The following is a 25,824-nucleotide window of genomic DNA, read 5'->3' as shown; positions in this document are numbered from 1 at the left end:
GGGCAGCGTGCTGCACAATACTCATGGCGCGCAAAAAGTGGCACAATGAGACACATGAGCCTCGACGCGGACAACTCGTTTACTCCCCGGATGCCCACCGGCACTGATGATCCCCTATCGGACGCCGAAATTAAGCAGTATCGGGCAGAAATCGACCGCTTGGATAAAGAAATTATTGCCGCGGTCAAACGTCGCCAAACAGTGTCCCAAGCCATCGGCCGCACCCGCATGGGCTCTGGAGGCACCAAACTGGTGCACACCCGCGAGGTCCAGATCATCAACCAATTCCGTGAAGAAATCGGCGAGGAAGGCCCCGGCCTTGCCGCAATTTTGCTGCGCATGGGCCGCGGCAAACTCGGCTAAACCCCATCTTTAACCACTTTTGTTAGGAGACCTCAGTGTCTAACTCCACCACCGATGGCGACAACACAGTCATCAACCTTCCCCAGTGGAAGGCCCTTGAAGATGCTTATGCACGCATCAGCAACACCACTCTGCGGGAACTGTTCGCAGCCGACCCCGAGCGCGCATCGCGGATGACTTTTGACGCCGCGGGACTCCATGTTGATTTGTCGAAGAACCTCGTCGATCAAGACACCATCGACAAGCTCATTGCTTTGGCGGAGGCCTGCAATCTGGCCGAATCACGCGAGAAGATGTTCGAGGGCGTGCACATCAACAACACCGAGGATCGCGCGGTGTTGCACACAGCGTTGCGTCTTCCGGTGGACCAAGAACTGACGGTCGACGGCCAAGATGTGGCAGCCGACGTACATGAGGTCCTGGGCCGCATGCGGGATTTCGCGCATGCCCTGCGTTCGGGTGAGTGGTTGGGCTACACCGGCCACACGATCAAGACGATCGTCAACATTGGTATCGGCGGCTCTGATTTGGGCCCTGCGATGGCTGTACAGGCGCTACGTTCTGAAGCCACTGCCGGCATTTCGGCTCGTTTTGTCTCCAACGTCGATCCCGCCGACATGGTGGCTACCTTGGACGGCTTGGATCCCGCATCCACCCTGTTCATCGTCGCTTCCAAGACCTTCACCACGCAGGAAACCCTGGCCAATGCCCATGCTGCGAAGCGGTGGATCATTGATGCTTTCGGTGATGACGCCGCGGTGGCTAAGCACTTCGTGGCTGTGTCGACCAATGCGGACAAGGTGGCGGAGTTCGGCATCGACACCGCCAACATGTTTGGTTTCTGGGACTGGGTTGGCGGACGCTACAGCGTGGATTCTGCCATCGGCTTGTCCCTCATGGCTGTCATCGGCCCCATGGACTTCATGCGCTTCCTCGAGGGCTTCAACGCCATGGACGTGCACTTCCGCACTGCACCTTTTGGTAGCAACGTTCCGGTTCTGATGGCACTGTTGGGCACCTGGTATGGCAACTTCTTCGGAGCCGACACCCATGCGGTACTCCCCTACTCTCAAGATCTTGGCCGTTTCCCTGCCTACCTGCAGCAGCTGACGATGGAATCAAACGGAAAGTCCGTGCGCCACGACGGCAGCCGTGTGGACTACAACACCGGCGAGATCTACTGGGGCGAGCCCGGCACCAACGGCCAGCACGCTTTCTACCAGCTGATGCACCAGGGCACCCGCATGGTTCCCGCAGACTTCATCGGCTTTGCCCGCCCCCGCCAGGATCTGCCCACCGCCGACGGTACAGGCAGCATGCATGACCTGCTGATGAGCAACCTGTTCGCCCAAACAAAGGTGCTGGCATTCGGTAAGAACAGCGAAGAAATCGCAGCAGAGGGTGTCCCTGCGGAACTGGTCGAGCACAAGGTTATGCCCGGTAACCGCCCGTCGACGACGATCCTCGCCAAGGAGCTCACCCCTGCGGTGCTCGGTGCACTGATCGCTTTGTACGAGCACATTGTGTTTGTTCAAGGTGTGCTGTGGGACATCAACTCCTTCGACCAGTGGGGCGTGGAGCTCGGTAAGAAGCAGGCCGGCGACCTTCTGCCTGCGGTGACCGGTGAGGTTGCTGCGGATTCCGGCGATAGCTCCACTGACAACTTGATCACTTGGTACCGCTCGAAGAAGTAGCCCCGCACCGACTAAAAAAGGAACGTATAGATGACTTTCAGCACCAACCCCTGTGCGCGCCGAGCGACCCGCGCAGTAACTCGCGCAGTAACTATCGCTACCGTGGCACTGTCTACGCTGGCGCTCAGCGCATGCGGCAGCGGCACCGATAAGGACGCCGAACGCGCACTCGCCGAACAGATCGATAGCGGCAAGTACGCTGGCACTGGCGTGGAAAACATGAGTGCAGCCGAGTACTTCGGTGATGACGTCGCCGAATACCACATCATTTGCCGTGGTACCCCCCGTGAAGAAGCCGCCAGCGCTGCGGGTATTGATGCCGGCAAGCTCAAAATGGTTGCGAAGGACGGTGCTGACAACAAGCAACAGTTCCTGGTCGGTATCGACGCTGAAGGCAAGGCGATCGGGGTTGTGGAAGTCCCCACAGCGACCTTCAACCTGTGCCCGCACCCGATGGAATACAACCTGCCCGCTGACAAAGACCTGCCGATCGAGCGCAGCAGCGACAGCGACCCCTGGGTTCTGATGGAAAGCACTGGGGATCCGGCCCTCTACGGACTTCCCCCGTCACAGTGGGATCGCACGCTCACACCTGAAGGCGAACTGCTCCCCGAAGGGCAACAGCCCGAGGGCGAGCCTGCACCGGCAGAGGGCGAACCGGCACCTCAGCCCAGCAATGGCTGACAGCGTGGGCACCACCAAATAATGCGCTCAAGTTCACCTGGGGCCAGGGGATCATCCCCACCCAGGGTGGACTTTTCTATGAGCGCCCCGCACCGCCTACAGGGTTTAGAGTAGCGGCCAAAAACGTAGCCGTTTTCTCCCGGGCGGCGCACCCCTGTGGTCACCCGCAGCGGGGAGTCTTTGTTCGCCCACATCAGTGCCCGGCTAGTATCCACCAGCTTGTCGACACCAGCCTCCCCCACGGCGGCCACGGTCGTTTCCGGATGCACACCGCACAAAAAACAAATCTCCGCCCGGTATTCATTACCGATTCCCGCGAGATTGGTTTGGTCCATCAATGCCGCCCCCACGCTGCGCTCGGGACGGGCAAGAACCCGACGCACGGCTTCGTCACGCCCCTGGGGCTCCCACTGTGCGCCCAGCACGTCGGGCCCCAAATGCCCCGTGTGTGCCTCAAGCTCCGCGGCGTCATACACCTTCACGAAACCAAGGCTGTGGCCCACCAGCTCGACCTCGTCGAAACCTCGGGCCGCCAGTGCCTGCGACCGCAGCCTCAGCACCACCCTCGCCGTGTAGCCGGGTTTCTTCCAGCGCGTGCCCGCAGGGTGAAACGCCCACGTGCCCTCCATCTTGAGGTGCGTGTGCAAAATTTGCTCATCAAACTGCATAAACAGGTGCTTTCCATATGGCCACACCCGTCTGCAACGCGACCCATCAAACGAAGCCACAGCATAGTTGGGCACCCTGATGCTTGTGTGCGTGACCTCGCAGCCCTCCACGAAACGCAGACGCCGGGCCAGCTGGTAGACGCTATCGCCCTCAGGCACGGGACGCACCCCCAATCCTGACGCCGCGTGGACTGATCTTCGCACCAGCCTCACGCACCGCAGGCAACAATGGGCTGGCCAACGCGGGCTCCCCGCACAGTTTCTCAACGCTAAAGGGGCTGAGCAGTTCGCGGTCGATGAGTGCCGCACACCCGCGGACCCACGCGGTGACGCGACGTCGTACGGATTCCTCCCGAGCCTGCTGCTCATCGACCAATCCACTGCTGGCCACCTGCGGGTCGACCTCCTGGGGGATGTGCACGTTTTTTAAGCCCCGGCTGGCGTAGGCAGCCAAGTGGCCATCGAGTAGCACCACTAGTGCGCCTGCGTGGCGGCCGCAGCGGCCCTCGACGGACTCCGGCCACGGCAATGCCGCACCATAGGGGTTAGCAGGGTCGGTAGCGGCCAAAACATGCACCTTGCCGGGGTGTTCGTCTTGGTACGTGCGCAACCGGTCGACCACCGAACTGGTGGAAAACTGCGCTGCACCCAACTTTTCGATGATGTATCCGCGGATCACGGTGCCAGCATCTTCGAAACCTTTGAGCACTTTGTATGCGAAGGCGAATCCACCCGAGACGTCCTCGGCGACAATACTCCCGCGAGTGACCACACCGTAGCGGTCCAGCCAGGCGTCAGCGGCGACGACAACCTGCTGTGCCTGGGCTTGCGGATCGAGCTCTTGTGCACCTCGTGGAGCGCGCGCACCCAGACCCCACCTGCCGGCCACATCAGGGTATTCGGACAACTCGGCGGCGCTGACCCCGAAGGTGTCCCCGGTGGCCACGCCCATACCGATGCCGCGGGCTCTGCCCCTGCCCAGGCCCCGGGGGCGGCCCCGGTAAGTGCCGGCGGCGCGCGGCGATCGGTGTGCTTTGCGCGCCCCCTGGCCGGACACGTGGGTGCGCAGCGCAGAAAAACTATCTGGGGTGATGACGCCGCGTTCGACCAGCTGCCACACAGCCATGCGGATGTCCTTCACGCTGGCGGTTCTAGCCGCGGTACTGTCGCTCGAGGCGCGAACGTGGTGGACTATCTGGGCGAAGCTAAAAAACCCACCAGAGGACACAGCATCTAGCAGGGCGTCTGCCAAAGGATCATCACCCAGTTCCGGCGAGGGTTCGCCAGCCAAAGCCGATACGTCAGCAGACGGCAGCAGCATGATCCTGGGGTCATTGGCCGCTGCTGCACCGTCACCGACTATCACCACATCCCCGCTGGAGGTGAGCTCGTCCAACCATTGCTGGTTGTAGGTCGGTACGCGCTGGGCAAGCACAAGTTTTTCCCACGCGCTAGCGGGCATGGCCACCCCGGCGAGCTGCTCGATGCAGGCGTAGACCGCGTCAATGCCGCCGACCGCCCCACCGGCTTGGGCGGCACCCGGGTCGGCCGGAGTAGCACCATCATTCGGTGGGCCCAGGATGGCCGCCGGGCGCAGCGAATGCCAATCGAGCAAAAACCGCGCAAAAGCATCGCCGCTGACGGGTTCCAGCTCCGCCCGCGCGGCGGCCAAACTACGCCGCCTAATCCGGTCGAGCATCTCCGGCGCACAAAATTCTTGCTCGCCAATCCCCTGCCTGAAACGTCCCTGCACCAGCGAACGCGCCGCAACCTCCTGGCTCAGTGCCGACGCGGCAGTGGACGCGCCCAACCCGAACGCCTCCGCGACGTCATCAACCACAAAAGGACCACGTGAGCGCGCAAAACGCCGCAACAACTGCCCTAATGCCCCCTCCGCAACCTCCGGGCTGGCCGCAACACCGGCAGGCACCGGCACTCCGAGGGCGTCACGCAGCACCGCCGCATCCGATGACGCCGCGAACACCTCGCGCCCACCCACGCGCACCTGCATCACGCGTGCAGGCATCAACGGGCCCAACGCCGAACGCAATTGCTCAAGATCGGCGGCGAAACTATCGTCGCAACGCCCGACAGCCACATCCGCAGGCATCGCCGAATAGCCCTCGCTCACCGGCACCGGCCCACACTCGCGCAACATGTCCACAAACTGCTCCGCGCTGCCCACCCGGTACGGCTCAACCATGCGCCGCGCACGACGATCACACTGATCAATCACCGCGGGATCCAGCACGTCTTTGAGCTGCTGGCGGCCCAGGATCTTTTCCAACAACACCGGATCCAACGACAATGCCGCGGCACGACGCTCCGCCAAAGGCGAATCCCCGTTGTACATAAAAGCCCCGGTGTAGTTAAACAACAAAGAGGAAGCAAAAGGGCTCGGCGACTCCGTCGTCACATCGATAATGCATACCTGCCCTGCAGCAATATCCGCATGCACCTGACGAAGCGACGGCAAATCATACACATCCTGCAAACACTCCCTCACCGTCTCCAAAATGATCGGAAACGTCGGAAAACGCTTAGCCACATCCAACAACTGAGACGCCCGCTGACGCTGCTGCCACAACGGTGCACGCTGCGAAGGATTCTTCCGCGGAAGCAGCAAAGCCCTCGCCGCACACTCCCTAAAACGCGAAGCAAACAACGCAGAATCCCCCACATGCTCCGACACAATATCAACCACCGCATCCGGGTCGAACATGAACAAAGAACGGAACCCATCGCCCTCCGCGAAACCATCAGGCAAACGCAACACAATGCCGTCATCACCCGCAACAGCCTGAGGATCAAAACCCGTATCCTGCTCGATACGAGCCGACACAGCCACCGCCCACGCAGCCATCACCGGCCGACCAAACGGCGCATGCACCACGACCCGCCAATCCCCCACCTCATCACGAAAACGCTCCACCACAACAGTGGACTCGTCAGGCACCACCCCCATGGCCTCCTGCTGATCTTTAATGAAGCTCAGCAGATTGTTCTGGGCGTAATCATCCACCACACGAGCATCCGAACCGCCGGCCTTCACGCACGCGACGTCATCAATCGCGGCCTGCCCGCGCCGGGCAACGTCGCGCCGAAACGCGCCAATCGCCTGCCCCAACTCGAAAGGACGTCCGCCCTGGTCACCCCGCCAAAAAGGCAGGCGCCCGGTGTGCCCGGGGGCGGGTGAGACAAGTACTTGATCGCGGGTAATATTGTCGATTTTCCAACTGCTGGCCCCGAGGGTGAACACGTCACCGACTCGAGATTCGTAGACCATTTCTTCATCGAGCTCACCGACGCGCCGAGGCCCAGTGTCGGATTCGGTGCCGCTGAGAAACACCCCGAACATGCCGCGGTCCGGGATGGTGCCACCGTTGGTCACCGCCACGCGTTGGCTACCCGGGCGGCCTTCCAGCATGCCGGACACGCGGTCGAACACAACCCTGGGACGCAGTTCCGCAAAATCCGTCGAGGGGTAGGTGCCGGACACCAGGTCGATGACTGCGTCGAAAGCCTCGCGCGGCAACTCGGCGTAGGGGTACGCTCGCCGCACAACCTCGAACCATTGGTCCACATGCCAGTCCCGCAAAGCAACTGCCGCCACGGTGTGCTGCGCCAGAACATCCAGCGCGTTGCGGGGCACGCTGAGCTGCTCAATCTGGCCGCGCAGCATGCGTGCAACCGCCACCGTAGTGTTCACAACATCAGCTCGGTGCTTCGGGTAGAACACACCGCGGGAGGTATCACCCACGTTGTGCCCGGCGCGACCGACGCGTTGCAGCCCTGCCGCCACCGACGGTGGGGATTCGACTTGGATGACCAGATCCACGGCCCCCATGTCGATGCCCAGTTCTAGTGATGACGTCGCGACTACCGCACGTAGCTCGCCGGATTTCAGCAGCGCTTCGGTTTCTGCCCTTTCATCCTTGCTGACGCTGCCGTGGTGGGCGCGGGCGATGAGTGTAGCGGCGGTGCCCGCGCGTGCGCTGCTCGCCATCATCTGTGCGGGGTCTCGGCGCAGCGGGGGGCTCAAGGCTTCCGGCTGGTGTTCTTGCGCGTACAGTTCGTTGATTTTGCTGGTGAGACGCTCTGCGGTGCGGCGGGAATTGACGAACACGAGGGTGGAGCGGGCGCCCATGATCTTGTCGTAGACGTCGCGCTCGATGAAGGGCCACACGGAACCCCCGGGGTCCGCGACGGTGGCAGCAGCGGGTCCCGATGCGTCAGCACCGACCCCGGGTGTGTCGGATAGGTCGCTGATACCAAAAGGATCATCAACCACGGCCTCTCCAATAACCGACCCGGTATCCACCGCAGGGATGTCGTCAAGGTCCTCCACCGGGACGCTGACCATCAGATCGAAGTGTTTCGTCGCCTCCGGTGCCACGATGGACACGGGCTGCCCACCGCCGATGAACGCTGCCACTTCCTCCACCGGTCGCACGGTGGCGGACAGGCCGATGCGTTGAATCCTCGATCCGCCGGCCTCTGCTTTAAGCTCCTCCAACCGCTCTAGGGACAGCGCCAAGTGCGCCCCGCGCTTGGTGCCCGCAACGGCATGCACCTCGTCGATAATCAACGTGTCGACGGTGCGCAACATCCGCCCACCTTTGGAAGTGAGCAACAAATACAACGACTCCGGAGTCGTGATCAAAATGTCCGGGGGCCGGCGCACCTGCCGCGCCCTCTCCGCCTGTGAAGTATCGCCGCTGCGCACGCCGACCGTAACCGACGCGACGTCAACACCCAATTTTTCCGCCGCCAGCGCAATGCCCTTCAACGGGGCCCGAAGGTTGTTGTCCACATCCACGCCCAGGGCTTTCAATGGGGACACATACACAACTCGAACCCCCTGCTGTGGGGCAGAATCCTGCACAGATGTGCCCTCTGAACGCGGCCGGCACAACTGGCCCAGCGACCACAAAAATGCTGCTAGCGTTTTACCCGAACCAGTAGGAGCCACCACCAGTGCATTGCGGCCGGCGGAAATTTCCTCCCACGCGGCAGCCTGCACAGAGGTCGGACGCTGAAAAGACGAACGGAACCAGTGCGCGACTGGCTGGGGGAAACGATCGACGACATCAGCGGACATGCCTCAAACATACAAGAGCAACTAAGCTAAAACCCATGACTGCACACTTTGATGACGCCATCCTGGCCCGCCGCCTCGCGCAGGGCACCGGCGAGATTCTGAAAGGGGTACGCAACGTCGGCCTACTGCGTGGCCGTAACCTCGGCGACGCCGGTGACGAGCTCTCCCAAAACTGGATCGCCCGCGTATTGGAACAGCACCGTCCCGACGACGGCGTGCTAAGTGAAGAAGCCGCGGATAATCCCGCCCGCCTCGCCAAAGACCGCGTATGGATTATCGACCCCCTCGATGGCACGAAAGAATTCGCTACAGGGCGCCAAGACTGGGCGGTACACATCGCACTCGTCGAACACGGCACCCCTATTGTTGCCGCCGTGGGGCTGCCTGACCTTGGTGTTGTCTTCGCATCCGACGATGTCAAGGCTGTGTCCGGCCCCCTGTCACGCAAGATCGTGATCAGCCACAACCAACCGCCAGAGGTCGCGAAGTTCGTGGCGAACAAGATGAACTTCGAAACCACCCTAATGGGTTCCGCAGGCGCCAAGGCCATGCACGTGTTGCTGGGGGATGCTGACGCCTACATCCACGCCGGTGGACAGTACGAATGGGATTCCGCGGCCCCTGTTGGTGTGTGCACCGCAGCTGGCCTGCACTGCAGCCGTCTCGATGGCAGCAGCCTGAACTACAACAATAAGGACACCTACCTTCCCGACCTGCTGATCTGCCGCCCCGAGTTGGCGGAGGAAATTCTCGAACTGGTCGCTGCATATCGCGAGGAGCACGGCAGCTACTAATGGCTACGATCGACACCCCGTACGAAGACCTTTTGGCGAAGATCCTCGCCGAGGGAACCCACAAGGACGACCGCACTGGCACCGGCACGACCAGTTTGTTTGCCCAGCAAATGCGCTTTGACCTTTCGGAAAGCTTCCCGCTGATCACCACGAAGAAGGTGCACGTCAAGTCGGTTGTGGGCGAGTTACTGTGGTTCCTTCGTGGGGAATCCAACATCCAGTTCCTGCACGACAATGGGATCACCATTTGGGACGAGTGGGCAGATGCAAACGGCGACCTCGGCCCTGTTTATGGTGTGCAGTGGCGCAGTTGGCCCACACCGAATGGACAGCATATTGACCAGATCGCGGGCGCGCTCGAGTTGCTGCGTAGCAATCCGGATTCGCGCCGCAACATTGTGTCGGCGTGGAATGTCTCCGAACTCGACAACATGGCGCTGCCGCCGTGCCACTTGCTTTTCCAGTTGTACGTCGCGGACGGTAAGTTGTCCTGCCAGCTCTATCAGCGCAGTGCGGATATGTTCCTTGGTGTGCCCTTCAACATCGCCTCCTATTCTCTGTTGACCCACATGTTTGCCCAGCAGGCTGGTCTCGAGGTCGGCGAGTTCGTGTGGACGGGCGGCGATTGCCACATTTACGACAATCACCAGGAGCAAGTCCGCCTGCAGCTCAGCAGGCAGGCCCGCCCCTACCCGCAGTTGAACCTGCGTAAGGCCGCTGATATGTTCTCCTACACCTTCGACGATATGTCTTTCGAAGGCTACGACCCCCACCCCGTGATCCGCGGAAAGGTGGCTGTCTAAGTGCAGCCGCAACTGCGTGCGATCTGGGCGCAGTCCATCGACGGGGTGATCGGCGATGGCCGCGAGATGCCGTGGCATGTTCCGGAGGACCTCGCCCATTTCAAGTCCACCACTTTGGGTTGCCCGGTTGTGATGGGCCGCGGCACGTGGGAGTCTCTGCCGGAGCGTTTCCGCCCGCTGCCTGGCCGGCCGAATTATGTGTTGTCTTCCCGAGAGTCTGGGCGATGGTCGGAGGGCTCGACGGTTTTTTCCAGTGTTGACGCCGCGTTGGATCACGCTGCACAGTCGGCTGCAGGTGGGCAGCAGGATGGCCCTGTCCTGTGGGTGATTGGCGGCGGCAAGCTGTATTCCAGCACTCTCGACCAGGCCCAAGAGGTCGTTGTGACCAGTATTGATGTGGATTTGTCGGCGCTGGGTGCTGATTGTTCATCCTTGGTGCACGCCCCGGATGTGAGGCAGGATTTTTCTTTGGTGGAGGCCTCCGACTGGCGGCAGTCGGCACGTGGCCGTTTAACGGCTGCGTTCCTTCGCGGCATAGGTGTTGATGAAGCCCATAGTGAAGTGCCCTTGCGCTTACGCTTCGAACGCTGGGCACGATCGTGATAATCTAACAGCTGCCCACGACAGGGGGATCGAAGCTTCGCGGCTTGTGCCCCCTTGTGTGCGTGTGGTGTTTGCCCTAGTAGCTCAGTGGATAGAGCACGGCTCTCCTAAAGCCGGTGTCGGAGGTTCGATTCCTCTCTGGGGCACTTTTTTATAGCGTCCCCTAACCTGTGTTTATGCAGGTTGGGGGCTTTTTTGACAAATATGCCCTATGTATGCATGTAGGTTTTCGTTGGTTTGTGATAGGTGTAAGTGGTCCACAGGTGGTCCACAGCGGTTTTGAAACTTAGTTTGCAGAGTGTGGCGAAAGTGTGATTATAAACACTCGCAAAGTAGCTAATTTAACTTGCATAGTTAAGCACGCTTAGCTATGATAGGAGTGTCACCACAGAGAGGAGGAAAAAATGAAAGAGCTGGCAGAACTGCTAGACAGCCCCCAGGGGTGGCTAGTAGCGCTAGGGATCTTCCTAAAGGGTGTAGCCACCATCCTTAAGGAAATCCGCAAAGCACAGCCAGAGCGGCCAAAGAAACGCCGCAAGAAATAACCCCCAGGGGCCAGGGGCCGAAAGGCCCCGCCCCCTAGCGGGGGCTAACATCAATACTAACCACCAACACCTAAGGAGTTCGCCATGTGTTTTATTAAACGCCATCCCGAACTAGTCACCACACTAGCGCTATGCTTCCTATTCCAGCCGCCCCTGTGGGTATGGGCACCTGGCCTAATCGCCATCCCAATAGCCCTCTACAACGAAATGAGGCGCGCCAACTAATGCCCACACTCAACACCATTACGGACCTGCACAACAAACTAGAGCAACTAGAGCAACAGGCCCACGAGGTCCGCATAGCCCGCGATAGCGCCATCTGTGAAGCCGTAAGCGCCCAAACAGCATCCCAGTACCGCATAGCGAAAACGCTAGGGATATCCACTGCCGCTATCAACTTGATAGTCAAAAAGCAGAGGGCCGACAAGCCGTAGGCCATATAACCGTGTGAGATAAAACACTGTCACCATAGGTTGCAATTATGCAACCGCCGCGTTACAATCATGGTGTAAGCAAAAAACAAAACAAGAAAGGAACCCCCACAATGAACACCATCGAATACACCCCCGGCCAATTCCACCGCGTCAACTTTCGCAACCTCGTAGCCGACAAAAAGACTGCAAACTTCACCTGCGACGCCATCAGGCGCGGCCAATTCACCCACCGGGTCAGCTACCAAAACGGCACGGTCTACATCAAAGATCTAACCACAGGGGACCGCGTGGCAACCTACACCTGGGACAGCTACATCCCCAGCCGCGACGAAATCCTGGGAATCGCAGACATCCTAATCGCAAAAGACCTAGGCCTCGAGTAATGCTTCAAGAGCTAACCGACGCCGCGTCCAGGGTGGCCAGTATCGCACAACAGCAACACGTCGCCGCCCAGGAACGCGACCGGCTTATTAAAAACGCGGTAGATAACGGAATACCCATCACCCGCATAGCAAAAGCCACAGGACTAAGCCGGAACCACATTTATCGAATCATCAACAGCGCCCAGGCATAAAAAAATAGGCCCCGCACCACCCCAGCCCCATACAGGGGTTAAGGGCGGCACGGGGCCTTACTCACACATTTAGGGCTGTTCCCTAATCCCACCGCCCCCACTTTTAGGGGAGTGGCGCGTCTCATCATCAAGCAATCCCAGAGCCTCCAAGACAGGCGCGGGCGCTGGTGGCGGCCCAGGCGGACGTGGCCACGCCTCCAACAATGCCACCGCATATAAGCGGACGTGATCGTCGACCACACGGGCGGCGCGTAGCTCGTGCACCTCGGCCATTAGGCGGCTCAATTCAGCCTCCAGTGACTCTACACGCTGGCTTAACGCCTCTGCGTAGCCCGAGTACTGCTGCCAGGCCACAGCGTCTTTAGACTGTTTAGCCTTTGCCAGCTCTGCACTAAACACATAACGCGCGCCAACGATACTAGCCAGGGCTGCAAGCAGTGCCACAATCACAGAACCCACGTCTAAGGCTTCTGCCAAAAGCATCCCGTCACCCCCTGGTTAATCCTCGTAGCGACCCTCCGAGCATTGCCCACCGCCGCATGAGTGATTAGAGTCGATGAAATCAGCACGGGCCGCATTCAACTGGGCCGCTTGTGATTGAGTCCACCCGTTAGGCGTGTTCTTCACGCCGACCACGGTCAAAAGGAACCCCACAATTAGGAGGGCGGTCTGTACACGGGGGTCAGCCGCGAACGCCTGGGAACCCACCCACGCCGCCACAGTAGCCAGAAAACCCGCCGCCGTAGTCACCGTGTTCGAGTATTCCTTCCACCACGGCTGGGCCGTCAGCTGACTATTAAGCCAGCCCGCCGCAAAATCCACCGCAAGATTAGAATTCCTAGCCATTACGCCCCCACCTTCTTAGCGATAGCCTCCAGGGTGGCCTTCATCACTTCCACCTCTTTACGCAGCGCCGCCGCATCCGTCTTAGCAAGATACGCGTGAGCATCCGCATTTAGCAGCATGTCTAGCGGGGTCATATCCACAGTACTACCCGCTACGCGGCTTCGGTAACGCCGCTTAATGTTGTCAAACTCCATAGTATTCTCCTTATCTATAGCCCCCACAGCCGGGGCGGTATTTGCACCACTAGGCGGGTTAGCTAACTCATGGGCCACCCTCTGCCTGAACGCCGCCATATCGAACGACGGATCCCACTTTCCCTGGGCCGCGCCCGCCCATTCCTTATGTCCGATGATCCGGTCAACATTCCATCCTAGGAACCAGCAGAGGGCCGCGCAGATACGCGCATACGCCTTCATTTGCACCTCAGGCCACGGGCTAGAGCCACTGCTAACCGCTTCGATGCCTATGGTGTATTGGTTAGCGCCGTTAGGTGGGTAGCCGTAGCCAGACCCCGCCCCTGCGTGCCATGCAAGCCCCACGCCGCATAGGGTTGCCACCCCGGCCCGGTCTAGGTGAATCTGGGCACACAGCCCCAAAGACGGGTGCTGTGCAATAAACCACGGGCCGGTATTATCCGAGCCTGTGTGATGACACACCGCCCCCTTAATGGGGCCAAAATCACCATGCCCCCTATCTTTGTAGCCGTCCAGCTCCTTAACCTGAACGCCCCAGAATTCCAGCAATTCTTTTAGGAATACGGGATCCCCGCGCCAATTATGATTAGGCTTCATAGCCTCCCCTTTCTTTTATCCTTTAATCCATGTGATAGAAACGCCTGGCTGGACTGTGCCAGCGTTTGCATGGAAAGTCTCCAAAAGTATCTCTTGCCGGTTACGCGCCCTAATGTTTATCGCTGATTTTCCTGTTTCACGATGTGGGGCCGCAAATGCGGATAAGTCTTGTTCGACAGGCTCAAACCCCGCCGGGATCTGTTCGGCGCTGGTGCCACTTTTGCCAGTGTCGATAATAGAAGGGGTCGCAGAATAAATAAGAGTTGCAGTGACAACCCCGCCGATCTTTGCGAAACGCCACTTTCCTACCTGCTTAACAACAGGCGCAATAGACGCGGCCACATCATCCACGTATTTTTTCGACGCCGCGTGGTCTTTATTTGTAGGCGTCTCTTTAACTTGCAACTGCCCATCCGGTAAGCGGCACGCCGTCGATAGGCCCACCGGCAAAAACATAGGAGGCTTAATATTCCCCGGCCAATCGGAGTGCTCAACCATCCTATGCGGCCTAGGCGGGCGGGCGTCAGTAAAACGCGGGTCTGTCTTATCCGCCTTCGAATCCAGCGCCCCCTCCGCCGCCTTTTTAAACTTTTCCGCATCCTCAGCCGCCTTAGCAGCTTTAGCGACCTCGGCGCCCACCTGGGATAAATCCGCCTGAACCTGCTTCCTCAGCGCGCCCACAGCATCCGACAGGGCGCCGTCTACCTTAGCGTTAGCCTTCGATGCTGCATCTTCTGCTTTCCGCTGGGCCGTGATAGTAGCGCGTTCACTATCCGCCGCCCTGTCCGCCGCCTTTTCTACAGCCGTTTGCACAGCCGGTGAGTATTTAAACTTCGACTCAATAAGCGCCCGCAAAGTCACAGTGCCACTACCATCCGGCACAACCACCTCGACAGGCTCGCCACCTAGATAGTTAGCGCAATGAAACTCAACCACCATAGGGCCAGGCTCCACGTTTTCCACACGCGCCTGCCCGTCAACCAAATGGACAACACGCGCCGCCGTGGACACAACACCACCCGCCCGGTCAGCACTACCACGCACACGCGGCGCATACAAAGCCACCGAATCATCCGGGTGAGTCTTCCCAACAACATTAGTAACATCAATGACCAAAGTCTTAGCCATTTAAAACTATTCCCCCGTCCCTAGGAAATCTGATTCCTCTGTTTTACCAGTCACACCGCCCCTAGTAAATTGGGTAACTTGTTGGGCTGTTAGTCGCGAATACATAGGGTTGCCGCGAATCTCCCGCCCCGCCTGAACCTGCCAGACTTTAACCTTCACCACATAATTAGGCGCGGGTGTGACCACTGACATAATACCCACAGACGAACCACCATGCGTCGTATGTAATGAGAATTGGCATTTCGAAAAGACCTTATTGTCCGGTGTTAAGACAACTAACTCCCAGCGGGTGTCTTGGAAACCGATAACGACCCACGATGGGGAAACTAGCGCCCGAATATCCCACAGGCCTTCCTTTTTCAGCCGCAAACCACCGTCGTGTACTTCCACGTTACGCGCCGGGCCAATTTGCTTATTGAAATCCATCCACCCGACGCCCAGGTGGGCGTGGTCCATGAACGCAGTGCAATAGTTCATAGGGCTAGACAAAAGGTCCACGCGATTAATTAAATCCAGCTGGGCGTCCCTGAATTGCTCAGGTAGAAAACCCCACGCTTTAGCCAGCCCCTCAATCCCCTGTGTAATGGCGTCTGTCATCATTTTCACAGGCATTAGAACGACGTCCCACAGGTTAGTACCCAATTTTTCAAAAAATTTACGCGCGTTACCCACAACATCGCCCACGGGATCAGTGCCCGGGGCCGGGGCCACACGCCCCGACAAATCAACTCCCACTATTCACCACCCCTATCTAAGCTATTAGCGCGTTCCATCACGTCCACAGCCTCCAAGGCGGCGCGCAATTCCTCCCGCTCTTCCACCGTCATAGCCCCAATATCCACAGACGGGGCCGTGACGCGCACACTGGCGCGCCCCTGATCGGCTGGAATCCACGCCCCGGCCTCCCACGGGCCACCCATGCCGCCCAGGCCGTCGTATTTAATCAGCGGGTCACCATTAGACCCCGGGGCGCCACACTTCAACGAGTCGAACACATGAGCCGCTAATTTTTCGCACGACTCAAGATCAAAGCGAAAACCCGCTGCGTTAAAAAAAACCCACGCCAAAGGGTGGGAATCATCAGCAACGGGGTACGGGTAAATATCATCCACAGGGCTATACCTTTCCTTTACATGACAAAAGACTTCACGCGGCTAACCGCGTTACTAACCGCTTTCAGTGAACGCGCATAACCCCGCGCCCACGACTCCCGCGCCCTAGGATCACCCAGGGTTAGCTCCTCACGCCACCCGCTGGACACAGACCACGATAATTTAGCCTCCGCAACATAAGTAGCGAATAAGGCGCCCCTATGAACTAAGCCCTGTTGATCCCCCGCCCGGTAATCGCGCCCCCACTTATAAATCGTTTGGGCGCTAGTAGTAAAGCCCACGGACATCATGCCCGCTCCCTGTTGGAGCATCTGAAACGCCTGCTGCCACGCTGACAGCGTCCAACCATCGCCGGAACCTACAGACGTCCTATAGCGATATGGCCCCTGGGCCTCCATTCGGACAGAGTCGCTAAATTCTTGCCAGGCGAAAAGCTTATCCTGAAACGATGAGGCGGCGGCTTCGCCAAAGAATTCACCCGCCGCGCCGATCAAGATAGAAAATTGGGGGAACGCAGCGGCCAGGCCACCGGCTAACCCATGAAACGCGGCTTTCGTACCCGCGCTAATAGCCTTATTCAAGACTTCGGGGGAACGCCCGCCCACAATTACGTGGGCGTCTTCCGATTTAACCACAGTGAAATCGGACGTCATAGCCCCCATGTCCTCGGGGCGCCACACCACCCACGGGTACACCCCCGCAGCTGTTGCTTTCGTATCGCCCAAACCACGGCGGGGGGCGTTATTGGACCTGTCAAAACTACGGACTAGGCCGCGTAGAAAATCCAGCCCCCCGCCTGTAGTGGACGTATCAAATTGCCTAGGAACAACGTCCAAGATAATGATAGGGGTAGTTAAGGCCACGGGGAACCCGTCAGGTTGCTTATCCCCCGGTAGCCACAGGTTAGCCGTTAACAGCAAACCCGCCGCGTCGAGCGTCTCAGAAAACAAATCCGCCGCTAAATCCATACGCGCGTCTAACACCGTGTTTTGCGTAGCAGTGGACGCGTGCACGGGGTTAACGATCAACGGCCAGCGGCTAGGGTCAACAAGTGAACGCCACGCGCCCATGTCCCACAGCTTCCACCCAAGCCTTAACTCAGGCTGGAATTCGCGCATAAGGTTAACGAAAAGATATTCTTTAACCACGCGCAAAGAATCCCCCGCCCGGTAGTCACGGTACTTTAATTGTGCCACCAAAGGTGCCCCAGGGGTAGGGTAACAAGCTATTTTCTCCACATGACGGTAAAGAGTCTTAGCCTCAACTGTTACCGTCCCGTGGCCGCCCTGCCCCCGGGTGTCAGTGATACGAGCGACCCGGCCCACAATACGCTCCGACGCGCCCCCCGGCCCTTCAAAAATAAGGAACTGTCCAGAATCAACCAGGGCCCCCCACATGGCTTCGGGGGCGCCCACCCGCTCCAAGTCCAAAGGCAAAAGCGCTTCTACCGCCGGGTGATCCCCCGGTAGCACAATCTCCATAACCCCCACGGCGTTAACTTTGTCCTCAAAAGATAGGCTACTGCAGCCGTGAAGATCAGCCACCGGGTTAAAGTACTTATCGGTTAACCATAGCCCCCAGCCGTCGCCCGTGGTATGAGCCGCGTTCCTTTGATCCAGCCAGTTAATAAAATCAGACACCGCGGCATCACCTCCAAGGGCTTAACGCCCGCTGACGCGTGTGTACTTTCAACCCTGAATCGGTAGCCGCGTGCATCTGTTCCCCCGGGTCAACCCTAAACGGCACAGCCAACCCACGCATAGCCGACCAAGTTTCCACATCCTTAGCACCCTCCGGCCCTTCGGAGCGCACCACAAACCCCTCCCCCGGGTCACAGGAAAGGAACCGTGGCTGCGTTGCCGTAGGCAACGAAATACGCACCCCGTTAACCGTGAATGACTTACCCGCCCCCGCCCATTCGATATAGGGGAACAAAGGCAAATCACCCGTATTAGTTACGCGAACGCCCGCGCTATCAGAGACTTCAACCTCCCACGGGGAACACCACACGCCCGTTGAACAATACAACGGGATAGACAAACCCGCCTCCCACAATCCAGCCGCGTAAGGACTAACAGACGGGGCGCCCACAGGCTCCGACAAAACACACTCAGCGCGCCAAACCTCCCGCCCCGCCGTCACCACTTCCAAAACCCCGTGGCGCGTCAAATCAAAACCACGCACAAACTCAGTCCACACGCGGCCCAAAGGGGCGTCCCCGTCAGGATAGACAGCCACAGACAGAGTGCCAGACATCGCGCCAAACGTGGTAGCAGTATCAACCACACCCACGCCCGTAGAACGATCAACGCTAGAGCGATTAACCTTCCCCACCATGCCGTCTAGCCCCGTAAAGATAACCCCACGGCGGGCGCGTAAATCCCCTTCCAGAATCCACCGCCGCCCCGCGTGGCTAGTCCACGTAACTGTATATAAATCCTTCACCATGAAAACGCCCCTAACCGTCAGGAACTTTTAGACCAGGATAGACAAGCCACTGGTAACCGTGGCCTCCTGACCTTTTTTCAGCCCCTTAACTTCAACATCCAGACCTCTAACCTTTTCGTTAAGACCCTTTAATAACTCTTCAACCTGCTTACCTGTGTAGCTGCCATCAGGATCTAAACTAATCTCTAATTTGGTGGTAGAGCTAGACGAATCAACTACCGGGGTTTTCTCCACACCGTCTTTATCCGTGACGGTAGTATTCGAACCCGACGACGCCTCAACACCGACAGCCCTAGACGCCTCGCCAACAACAAGTCCGTTGTCGTCCAACACCGCCACCGGCTGCAAACTACCAGTATGGATATGTCCCACGGGGTAGCCTGTTTGAGCACTGGCAGTATCAGCGCCCGCGTTCACCAGATCAACAAACGACTGCTTCAAAGAGCCGCCGATAATGCCGTCTAGCCCAAATAGGCCCAAAACGTCATTAGCTACACCAGCCGCCGCCATCCCACCAAAGTGTGCCGCCCACTGATCCGGGCGCCCAAACTGGCCAGGGTTGCCGAAACTCTTAAAGTAGTTATGCGCCGCTAGCGCCGCCTTAGCAAGCGGGCTAGACTCCGAAAACCACTCGTTCCCCAGGTAGTCACCTGTGTCTACCAGGTATTGCAAGTGGGCCGCTGTTTCATTCCAGGCGCGGGGGCCGCCCTGCAAAATGCGTGGCAATTCTGCCACCAGCGCATCCACAGAGCTAACTAGCCCGGACACCCGCGCCCACTGTCCGTCCGTCAGCACAGCCTCCGGTTTACCAGTGTGATTAAAGTAACTGCCAAAACCACCCGGGGTGGGCTTCAGCCAGCCGCCACTATCATAGCCATGTCCATGCCCCCACATAGTTGTAAGGTCATCGCCATAACGCGCCCGGTAGTAGCGTAGCGCCGCATTCATGTTAGCCCACGGGTCCGTCCGGTCGTTCGGCAAAGACGGATCACGATAGGCCGCAAACGTACTGGGAATGATCTGCAGCAAGCCCTGGCCCGCCGCCGCCCCCGTACCGTTAACATCGACAATCTCTTGATTACGATTTGGAATACCGCCCGACTCGCTCTGAATCTGTCGAATCATCGTGTCAACCTGCCGGGGGTCATCCGCGTTAAACCCATTACGCCGCATTGCAGCCATAGCCATCTCACGCCACGTTTCAGCGTTACCAGAAACGCCCGCGCCGCCATTAAACGACCCGGCATGGTCGGAAATGAAATTCAGAACAGCGTCTTTAAGTTTCCCAGCAAACGCCTTAGGAACGTAGCCTAGGGTGCCGTTAAATTGCGGTATAGCGTCCATGATTGGCCGCAAAACAGCCTCCGCTATATTGCGCACATGCGCGCGAATGTCAAAGAAACCGCCACCTCCACCGGCGCCACCGGAAATAAACTTCCCTAGGAATTCTTTCAGCGTGTACGCGTGGTTAAACAGGGGGTGGTCAGAGCCACGGGCACGCCCGCCGATCTGAACACCATTATCACCAGAGGACTCAATATTAACCCCGTCAATAGTACCCGCCATGTGGCCGTTAGCGCCGCCGCCTTTGCCAGACAGCACGCCAATAGTGACGCGGCCCCCCAAACCGGGGACAAAGCCGAAATTGCCGAAATTAGACTCGGTGTTAAAAATGCGCCCACCGCGTAAATTCCCGCCGTTCAAATCCTGAACAATTCCAGACCACAGGCCGGAACAGTCCCACGACGGGTTGCCCACGCCGCCGTACTGGTAGGGTTTGCCGTGCTCACCTTTCAGTTTTCCGAACAGGGACGCCACGCGCTTATCCAGGTCGCCAACCACGCCGCCGTTAGCAAAGGCCGCGCCCTCGCCTAATTGTTTACGAACGCCGCTAACGCCGCTAGACGCCGCCGTTTTATTCATAGCATCCACAGCGGCGACGCCGCCTACAGCCTTCACCCATTCGGGCCTCATGATGGCCTCGCCACCGGATAGTCCAATTTTTAGGCCACTACGCGGCTCCACAAACGTGTAGGGATCACGCCCCGGGGTGTATCCAGGCAGTACGCCACCGTCAGCAAAAGCGCCTAACCAGGCTGGCTCATAGGGCTGGACCTTATCGAGTCCCACCCAGTCAGCCACTTTATTCCAAGCACTAACGATACCGTCGTTAAAAACACTTTGGATAACAAACTTAATCGGTTTAGCTGCCGCCGCGCGTATGTTATCCCACATCGCAGTAATGCCGTCCACGGCAACACCAAACGCGTTTTTAATCACGTCCAGGCCCACGCGCAAAGACGTAAACACGTTAGCGTCTATCCACTGCCAGCCAGCCAATAGGGCGTTTTTCAGGGTCTCCCATACTCCAAGAATAAAATCCTTAGCGATATTAAAGGCGATTGACCAACCCTCAACTTCTCTATTCCACGCCCACAGCACGCCCTCGCGAATCCAGTCCCACACAGCAGTAGCACCGTCTCTAATCCAGTTCCATGCCGTAACAATAGCGTTAGCGACAGGCTCAAAAACTACGCGCATACCTTCAACAGCCGCATTCCAGCCAGCGACCAAAACGCCACTAAACCAATCCCAGATCGGCATAATAAAATCGCGAATAGAGACAAAAGCGCTAACAAAACCATCAATAGCCAACTTAGCTATATCAAACATGCCACTAACTAGGAATTTTTGGAACAGCAAACCCTGGCGAATGATCCAAACTAGCGCCTCCCCAAAAGGCTGCACAACCTGCAAAACACCCTTAAACGCGCCCCACAGGAACCCAAAAACACCCTTAGCAATCTCCCAGGTATTTAGGAACGCATCACGAATAGTTAACAGGTAGTTAACCAGGCCGCTATCCTCTTCAAAACCAAACGCGGCCAGGCCACCCGTGTAATCACCCTTAGTAAAAATGCTGAATACATCAGCCACGGCCCCGCCAAAGTCTTTAATAAACTCCCACGCCTTACCAAAGGAATCACTAATGCCTCCCCAAATTCCCTTAGCCCAGCCAGCGATACCAGAACCCCAGCCTTTTAGAGTCTCCCAGAACGCGCCAATCTGGCCTTTCAGGGAATCTAGCAGTTTCCGCCCTGTTTCCGTCTTAGTAAAGAAAATTGCCAGGGCGCCAACGACAGCGCCAATAGCCAAAACGATCAACCCAATAGGGTTAGCCAGCAGCGCCGTATTAAGCCCCATCTGGGCCACTGTTTGCAACAGGGTACCCGCGCGCCACGCCTTGTAAAGCGCAACAACCGCCTTTAGTTTGCCCACAACGAATAGGCCCGCCTGGGCCGTTTGAACAGCCACAAACGCAGACGCCACGCCCAAAGCCGCGCCACTCAAAACAGTCATTAAATCCCTATGCTGTTTACCCCAATCTACAGCCTCTTGAATTTTCGAAACCAGCGGCCCCAATTGGCCCGCCACCAGCTCCAGGGCGGGTGCTAACAAGCCGAAAATCTGGGACGCTATAGGCTCCACCGCTAACATGGCCTGCTGTTTAAACAACGCCCATTGTTCAGGAAAATCGGCAGTCTCTGCCGCCACATCAAGAATAGTATCCCCCGTAGCGCCGATACTACCGGCCAGATCATCTATAGCCAGCGCACCATCCTGCAATGCCTGAATCACTTGTCCCGCGCCCTTGACACCGAACAAACGACTAGCTAAATCAATAGCCCCGGCACGGTCCCCCGTGTCGATGAACTCTTGCATCTGGGCAACGGTTTCCGCCAAAGCCTCTTTAGGCGCCCTACCCTCTTTAGCGAACGCGCCCATAGCCTTAGCCATAGCGCCAATAACCTGTTGTGAATTAACACCGGCCTTATCTAACCGGCCAACAAGGGCGGTAGCGTCACCCAGGTTAAAGCCAAATTCTTTAAGCTGTGGGGCGCCCTTTAGCGCCGCCCCCGCTAGCTCATCAATGCTAAGCCCTGTAGCCTGCGACGCCCTAAACAGATCATCCAAGGCACCCGGCATGGCCTCAGCCTCTACGCCAAAAGCTTTAAACGCAGCCGATAGGGTGTTAACATCGGTTTCCATACCCATGTTTTTCAACTCGGCAAGCTGAGATGTAATTGTCTCCAAAGGCTTACCAGTTAGACCAAGGCGCGTATTCAGATCGGCAAGGGTGGTGCCGATCCCCTCAATACCATCAGCCACATCAGGGGTGACCCCGGCCACATTCCGCATGGAATCCTTCAACGCCTCCAAATCGGAGCCAGTGGCACCCGTACCAATGCGAATAGCGTCAAAGGCGCCATCAAATGCGCCCCCCACATCCACTACTAAGGTTTTAATAGTGCTAAATGCAGCAAACCCGCCGATAAAAGCGCCCGCCGACTTCGCTAGTCCACCTAGCTTGCCGTCCAAGAGGCCCGCGCGTTTCTCTGTCGCTTGAAAACTGTCCGCCGTCTGATTATTTACCTTTATAAGGTTTTCCTCAGAGTTAGCTAAGTTTTTAACAGCCTTTTCCACGGACTTATCCGCGCTTTCGACATCGCGCCGGGCCTTAGCAACCTTAGCCTCAGCCGCCGCAATCTGAGACGCCTTAGCATCCCCCTTATCTAAGACCTCTTGATATTGCAGCTCAGCAACTTTAAGCTTATCAGCTTTTTCGGCCGCCCTGTCCTTAGCCCTGCCGATAGCCTCACTAGCCCGCTTAACATCAGACTCCGCGCGCCTAATCCCATCCGCCAAAGACTGCGCCATGACTTTGCCGCCATCGTCACCAGCCTTTTTAAGGTTTTTGTTAGTCTCATCAAAAAACTTATCAAACGCCGGTAGGATCGGAATAAATACAGAATCCATGCCCATAGCGCACCACCCCTAACACAAAAAAAATTACTCCCCCGCCGAAAGCATACCCATAAGATACTCGACCGCCGCTGTTTCATCACCAGAATCAACACGGCCCAAACGGTTAACCCCATCGTCAGGCTCACTCCACGGGTAGGGAACAGACTTAGGCAATTCCCGTTGTTTATGATCCAAGGACGTGGCAACCATAGTCTCAAGACGCCTCAGATACTGGACTTGTGCCCACGCTAAGTCCTCTAGCGGCGTCCACGCGTACTCCCGCCCCCGCGCACGCGCCAAAGCATTATCAGCCGGTAGCCCCTTCAACAGGGCCACCAGCATCCGCGTGGTTATTTCTCCACGCCAAAACGCGGCGACATAATCCCGCCCATATTCAGCGATTAACGCCGCTTCACAGGCTTCCGGGAATTCCGCGAGCGCATCTGGGTAGGGTTTTCCGCAACAGCTTCGTTATGCTCCTGAACTGCATAAAGAATGATCGGCGTGGGGTCTACATTTTCCTTCTCGCACAAGGCCGCGAATTCTTCCGCTTGTTCCCCTAGGAACATGTCTAGGAATTCCGCGCGCACATCCTTAGCGGTCATTAGGCCGTCTTGGACATCCCGCTGTAGTTCGTCGAACCGGTCATTAAAATCAGAACTAGCCAATTCCGGGGCTGTGAAATAAAACGTCTTCCCGCCGAATTCGACGGGGAATCCCTTAGCGTCCCCCACTGCTTCACGGCGCTTAGCAAGCATGGCATCTAGGTTAATAGTCACTGTGACAGATCCTTTCAAAAAAAGGGGCAAGTCTTTTCATCAATTTTTTTAAGTTATATGCAACCCGCGCGGGGTCAACCGCGCCAATAGGAACAACGCAAACATGTGGGGGCGACCTGCCCTCAACTCCCCCACGCGCGCAAAACCTTTACTTTTCTAGGTGGTCACGTGCACCCGTTAGCGCGGGCTGCAAGTCTACAAAAAGGCGGCAACATAAAGAGGGGCCAGGGGTTTACAGTCCCCAGCCCCTCACACGTCACCCATACCGGCTAGGCGGCGGTAGCCTCCGAAACCTCAGCACTAGTTACGCCTTCCAGGGCGGTCACTGTGACCGTAGGCTTTGACGCCACACCGGAAATAGTAAACCCACCCTGCACGCTGCCAGATACGCGGGCCGTCTTCTCACCCTTAGCGCGCAGCGCCTTCTGCACCTGCTCGTCGGTAGCCTTCCAAGACAAGCCCGTAGCCTTTTTATCACCGACTGCCAAATCCCAGGTGCCAGAGGTGGCACCCTTCAACGTAAAGGTGTAGGCCTTAGTATCACCCTCAGCCGTGGCAACGTCCTTAGACCAATCGCCTAGGCCGTTTTCAGAGGCGGCGCCCGCGAGCATCGTTCCTTCGGTTCCGGGCTTCCAGCCTTCCTTAAACAGGCGCTTAACCGAATAGCCCGCGCCCGCATCAAGGTTAGCCTTAAAGGTGAACTCATAGCCCACCAAATCAGACCGCGTGTAATTCACGTCCCCGCGCTCCGAGACCGTAGCCTTAGGGATAACGATACGGCGGGCTTTATGGCCATCAACAATATCGATAACCAGACTAAAAATGTAGTCCTCGGGGATAGTGCCGCCCTGCTCGAAAGACGCCACCCCTGTCTCTTCATCCCACGCCATCATGTCCTCGGGGACAGAGTAATAAAGAGCGTTAGCCAGGCCGCCGATAGACAACGCGGTCAGCTTAAACGTGTATTCGCGCTTATTGATCTGTTCGCGCAAATTCTCGGTAGACTGCCAAACGCTGAACTCGTTCTTCTCTTCACTCTGAGACTCAGAAATGCCGGAATCGTTGCACCAGCCTAGGGCGGTCCACGGCTTGTCTAGCTTTTCCATAGACTCAGGTAGCTTAGTGCCGTAAGGTGCGTAGTGAGCTACGCCCGTAACACCAAGCAGCGCTAGTTCGCGCGCAAAATTAGCCTGGGACAGATCGACCAGGTTAGAAACATCAACAGTGGCCTTAGCCATAATTCCCCCTTCAAGGAAAATAAAAAAATCTAATTCTAGGCCGCAACCATCACCGATACAGTGAAACCCACGCGCCTAATATTTTCGTTACGATCCGGACGGGACTCAGGGCGGGAAGCGTCCACCACATGAATAGACGCTCCCCACCACCTCCACAACTCCATCCGCGCCGCATTCGCTAGCTTCCACGCCTCCCCGCTATTCCACATAGCCGGGGTGGTGTAAATATCGACATCAAACTCGACAATATCCGCCCCTAACGCGTTCATAGCGGCACGGCGTTCAGCGGGGCCAACCTGCCACACATCCACGACAGGAAGCCCCTCTAGCTCGAAATCATGGGGGAGTTCAGCATAAACCGGCCAATCATTAACGCCCTGTAGCTTTTCCACAATGGCCGCTAAAACATCCAC

24 protein-coding genes and 1 tRNA gene are annotated in these 25,824 nt (G+C 57.8%); 10 read left to right on the top strand and 15 right to left on the bottom strand.

Annotated features, from left to right (window positions below; all coding sequences use genetic code 11):
* Positions 1 to 54: 54 nt before the first annotated feature.
* From CARG_RS02680 to CARG_RS02670, 3 genes are all read left to right on the top strand, one after another.
* Positions 55 to 363 carry a chorismate mutase gene (locus tag CARG_RS02680; protein ID WP_020975853.1) on the top strand — a complete coding sequence of 103 codons (309 nt, stop codon included), beginning with the start codon at positions 55 to 57 and terminating at the stop codon, positions 361 to 363.
* A gap of 71 nt (positions 364 to 434) precedes the next feature.
* On the top strand, positions 435 to 2,057 hold the full coding sequence (pgi, locus tag CARG_RS02675) for a glucose-6-phosphate isomerase (protein WP_041747327.1): 1,623 nt from the start codon (positions 435 to 437) through the stop codon (positions 2,055 to 2,057).
* 30 nt (positions 2,058 to 2,087) lie between these two features.
* A complete protein-coding gene (locus CARG_RS02670) occupies positions 2,088 to 2,741 on the top strand; it encodes a hypothetical protein (protein ID WP_020975851.1) in 654 nt (217 codons plus the stop codon).
* Here CARG_RS02670 and CARG_RS02665 read toward each other — a convergent pair.
* Both CARG_RS02665 and CARG_RS02660 read right to left on the bottom strand, forming a co-directional pair.
* Entirely contained in the window at positions 2,723 to 3,568 is an 846-nt protein-coding gene (locus tag CARG_RS02665; protein WP_041747326.1) for a DNA-formamidopyrimidine glycosylase family protein, read from the bottom strand. The two genes, CARG_RS02670 and CARG_RS02665, sit on opposite strands and share 19 nt — an antisense overlap.
* The gene (locus CARG_RS02660; protein WP_020975849.1) at positions 3,561 to 8,510 is read right to left on the bottom strand and encodes a DEAD/DEAH box helicase; all 4,950 of its coding nucleotides are present in this window, start codon (positions 8,508 to 8,510) and stop codon (positions 3,561 to 3,563) included. The genes CARG_RS02665 and CARG_RS02660 overlap by 8 nt, the downstream gene beginning before the upstream one ends.
* Before the next feature lie 35 nt (positions 8,511 to 8,545).
* On the opposite strand from CARG_RS02660, the gene CARG_RS02655 reads away from it, so the two are divergent.
* The 7 genes from CARG_RS02655 (at position 8,546) to CARG_RS02625 (ending at position 12,263) form a co-directional block, all read left to right on the top strand.
* Positions 8,546 to 9,304 (top strand): 3'(2'),5'-bisphosphate nucleotidase CysQ, encoded by a 759-nt coding sequence (locus CARG_RS02655; protein ID WP_020975848.1) that lies wholly within the window; start codon positions 8,546 to 8,548, stop codon positions 9,302 to 9,304.
* On the top strand, positions 9,304 to 10,107 hold the full coding sequence (locus tag CARG_RS02650) for a thymidylate synthase (protein WP_020975847.1): 804 nt from the start codon (positions 9,304 to 9,306) through the stop codon (positions 10,105 to 10,107). Before CARG_RS02655 ends, CARG_RS02650 begins: the two co-directional genes overlap by 1 nt.
* Entirely contained in the window at positions 10,108 to 10,710 is a 603-nt protein-coding gene (locus CARG_RS02645; protein ID WP_020975846.1) for a dihydrofolate reductase, read from the top strand.
* 73 nt (positions 10,711 to 10,783) lie between these two features.
* A tRNA-Arg gene (locus CARG_RS02640) sits at positions 10,784 to 10,856 on the top strand.
* 258 nt (positions 10,857 to 11,114) lie between these two features.
* Entirely contained in the window at positions 11,115 to 11,255 is a 141-nt protein-coding gene (locus CARG_RS10190; RefSeq protein WP_020975845.1) for a hypothetical protein, read from the top strand.
* Between the two features lie 544 nt (positions 11,256 to 11,799).
* Complete coding sequence (locus tag CARG_RS02630; RefSeq protein WP_020975842.1) at positions 11,800 to 12,072, top strand: hypothetical protein; 273 nt, start codon at positions 11,800 to 11,802, stop codon at positions 12,070 to 12,072.
* Positions 12,072 to 12,263 carry a helix-turn-helix domain-containing protein gene (locus CARG_RS02625; protein ID WP_020975841.1) on the top strand — a complete coding sequence of 64 codons (192 nt, stop codon included), beginning with the start codon at positions 12,072 to 12,074 and terminating at the stop codon, positions 12,261 to 12,263. Before CARG_RS02630 ends, CARG_RS02625 begins: the two co-directional genes overlap by 1 nt.
* A 69-nt stretch (positions 12,264 to 12,332) precedes the next feature.
* Here CARG_RS02625 and CARG_RS02620 read toward each other — a convergent pair whose 3' ends face one another.
* From CARG_RS02620 to CARG_RS02560, 13 genes are all read right to left on the bottom strand, one after another.
* The gene (locus CARG_RS02620) at positions 12,333 to 12,746 is read right to left on the bottom strand and encodes a hypothetical protein (RefSeq protein ID WP_020975840.1); all 414 of its coding nucleotides are present in this window, start codon (positions 12,744 to 12,746) and stop codon (positions 12,333 to 12,335) included.
* A 15-nt stretch (positions 12,747 to 12,761) separates the two neighbouring features.
* Positions 12,762 to 13,109, bottom strand: coding sequence for a hypothetical protein (locus CARG_RS09565; protein ID WP_020975839.1), 348 nt, complete (start codon positions 13,107 to 13,109; stop codon positions 12,762 to 12,764).
* Positions 13,109 to 13,900, bottom strand: a complete 792-nt coding sequence (locus CARG_RS10370) for a peptidoglycan recognition protein family protein (protein ID WP_020975838.1) — start codon at positions 13,898 to 13,900, stop codon at positions 13,109 to 13,111. The genes CARG_RS09565 and CARG_RS10370 overlap by 1 nt, the downstream gene beginning before the upstream one ends.
* Positions 13,901 to 13,915: 15 nt before the next feature.
* A complete protein-coding gene (locus CARG_RS02605) occupies positions 13,916 to 15,028 on the bottom strand; it encodes a hypothetical protein (RefSeq protein ID WP_020975837.1) in 1,113 nt (370 codons plus the stop codon).
* Between the two features lie 6 nt (positions 15,029 to 15,034).
* Complete coding sequence (locus CARG_RS02600) at positions 15,035 to 15,712, bottom strand: hypothetical protein (protein ID WP_144198494.1); 678 nt, start codon at positions 15,710 to 15,712, stop codon at positions 15,035 to 15,037.
* Positions 15,713 to 15,762: 50 nt separating this feature from the next.
* Positions 15,763 to 16,140 carry a phage gene 29 protein family protein gene (locus CARG_RS02595; protein WP_020975835.1) on the bottom strand — a complete coding sequence of 126 codons (378 nt, stop codon included), beginning with the start codon at positions 16,138 to 16,140 and terminating at the stop codon, positions 15,763 to 15,765.
* Between the two features lie 17 nt (positions 16,141 to 16,157).
* Positions 16,158 to 17,780: a Gp37-like protein gene (locus CARG_RS02590; RefSeq protein ID WP_020975834.1), complete on the bottom strand. Its 1,623-nt coding sequence runs from the start codon at positions 17,778 to 17,780 to the stop codon at positions 16,158 to 16,160.
* 7 nt (positions 17,781 to 17,787) lie between these two features.
* Complete coding sequence (locus tag CARG_RS02585; protein WP_020975833.1) at positions 17,788 to 18,588, bottom strand: hypothetical protein; 801 nt, start codon at positions 18,586 to 18,588, stop codon at positions 17,788 to 17,790.
* A gap of 27 nt (positions 18,589 to 18,615) precedes the next feature.
* Entirely contained in the window at positions 18,616 to 23,406 is a 4,791-nt protein-coding gene (locus CARG_RS02580) for a phage tail tape measure protein (RefSeq protein ID WP_169733192.1), read from the bottom strand.
* Between the two features lie 33 nt (positions 23,407 to 23,439).
* Positions 23,440 to 23,736 (bottom strand): hypothetical protein, encoded by a 297-nt coding sequence (locus CARG_RS09560; protein WP_020975831.1) that lies wholly within the window; start codon positions 23,734 to 23,736, stop codon positions 23,440 to 23,442.
* Between the two features lie 59 nt (positions 23,737 to 23,795).
* Positions 23,796 to 24,173: a hypothetical protein gene (locus CARG_RS02570; protein ID WP_020975830.1), complete on the bottom strand. Its 378-nt coding sequence runs from the start codon at positions 24,171 to 24,173 to the stop codon at positions 23,796 to 23,798.
* A 269-nt stretch (positions 24,174 to 24,442) separates the two neighbouring features.
* Positions 24,443 to 25,411, bottom strand: a complete 969-nt coding sequence (locus CARG_RS02565) for a phage tail tube protein (protein ID WP_020975829.1) — start codon at positions 25,409 to 25,411, stop codon at positions 24,443 to 24,445.
* Between the two features lie 35 nt (positions 25,412 to 25,446).
* The gene (locus CARG_RS02560) at positions 25,447 to 25,824 is read right to left on the bottom strand and encodes a hypothetical protein (RefSeq protein ID WP_020975828.1); all 378 of its coding nucleotides are present in this window, start codon (positions 25,822 to 25,824) and stop codon (positions 25,447 to 25,449) included.

The organism is Corynebacterium argentoratense DSM 44202 (assembly GCF_000590555.1).
GTDB lineage: Bacteria > Actinomycetota > Actinomycetes > Mycobacteriales > Mycobacteriaceae > Corynebacterium > Corynebacterium argentoratense.
The sequence above is the reverse complement of the archived record's forward strand: the minus strand, read 5'-3'. Positions and strand labels throughout refer to the sequence as shown.

Bases quoted from the DNA above. Each gene is read 5' to 3' on its own strand.
- CARG_RS02580 (WP_169733192.1), bottom strand. From the start codon at position 23,406: ATGGATTCTGTATTTATTCCGATCCTACCGGCGTTTGATAAGTTTTTT.
- CARG_RS10190 (WP_020975845.1), top strand. From the start codon at position 11,115: ATGAAAGAGCTGGCAGAACTGCTAGACAGCCCCCAGGGGTGGCTAGTA.
- CARG_RS02625 (WP_020975841.1), top strand. From the start codon at position 12,072: ATGCTTCAAGAGCTAACCGACGCCGCGTCCAGGGTGGCCAGTATCGCA.
- CARG_RS02620 (WP_020975840.1), bottom strand. From the start codon at position 12,746: ATGCTTTTGGCAGAAGCCTTAGACGTGGGTTCTGTGATTGTGGCACTG.
- CARG_RS09565 (WP_020975839.1), bottom strand. From the start codon at position 13,109: ATGGCTAGGAATTCTAATCTTGCGGTGGATTTTGCGGCGGGCTGGCTT.
- CARG_RS10370 (WP_020975838.1), bottom strand. From the start codon at position 13,900: ATGAAGCCTAATCATAATTGGCGCGGGGATCCCGTATTCCTAAAAGAA.
- CARG_RS02670 (WP_020975851.1), top strand. From the start codon at position 2,088: ATGACTTTCAGCACCAACCCCTGTGCGCGCCGAGCGACCCGCGCAGTA.
- CARG_RS02680 (WP_020975853.1), top strand. From the start codon at position 55: ATGAGCCTCGACGCGGACAACTCGTTTACTCCCCGGATGCCCACCGGC.
- CARG_RS09560 (WP_020975831.1), bottom strand. From the start codon at position 23,736: ATGCTGGTGGCCCTGTTGAAGGGGCTACCGGCTGATAATGCTTTGGCG.
- CARG_RS02605 (WP_020975837.1), bottom strand. From the start codon at position 15,028: ATGGCTAAGACTTTGGTCATTGATGTTACTAATGTTGTTGGGAAGACT.
- CARG_RS02630 (WP_020975842.1), top strand. From the start codon at position 11,800: ATGAACACCATCGAATACACCCCCGGCCAATTCCACCGCGTCAACTTT.
- CARG_RS02565 (WP_020975829.1), bottom strand. From the start codon at position 25,411: ATGGCTAAGGCCACTGTTGATGTTTCTAACCTGGTCGATCTGTCCCAG.
- CARG_RS02660 (WP_020975849.1), bottom strand. From the start codon at position 8,510: ATGTCCGCTGATGTCGTCGATCGTTTCCCCCAGCCAGTCGCGCACTGG.
- CARG_RS02650 (WP_020975847.1), top strand. From the start codon at position 9,304: ATGGCTACGATCGACACCCCGTACGAAGACCTTTTGGCGAAGATCCTC.
- CARG_RS02655 (WP_020975848.1), top strand. From the start codon at position 8,546: ATGACTGCACACTTTGATGACGCCATCCTGGCCCGCCGCCTCGCGCAG.
- CARG_RS02585 (WP_020975833.1), bottom strand. From the start codon at position 18,588: ATGGTGAAGGATTTATATACAGTTACGTGGACTAGCCACGCGGGGCGG.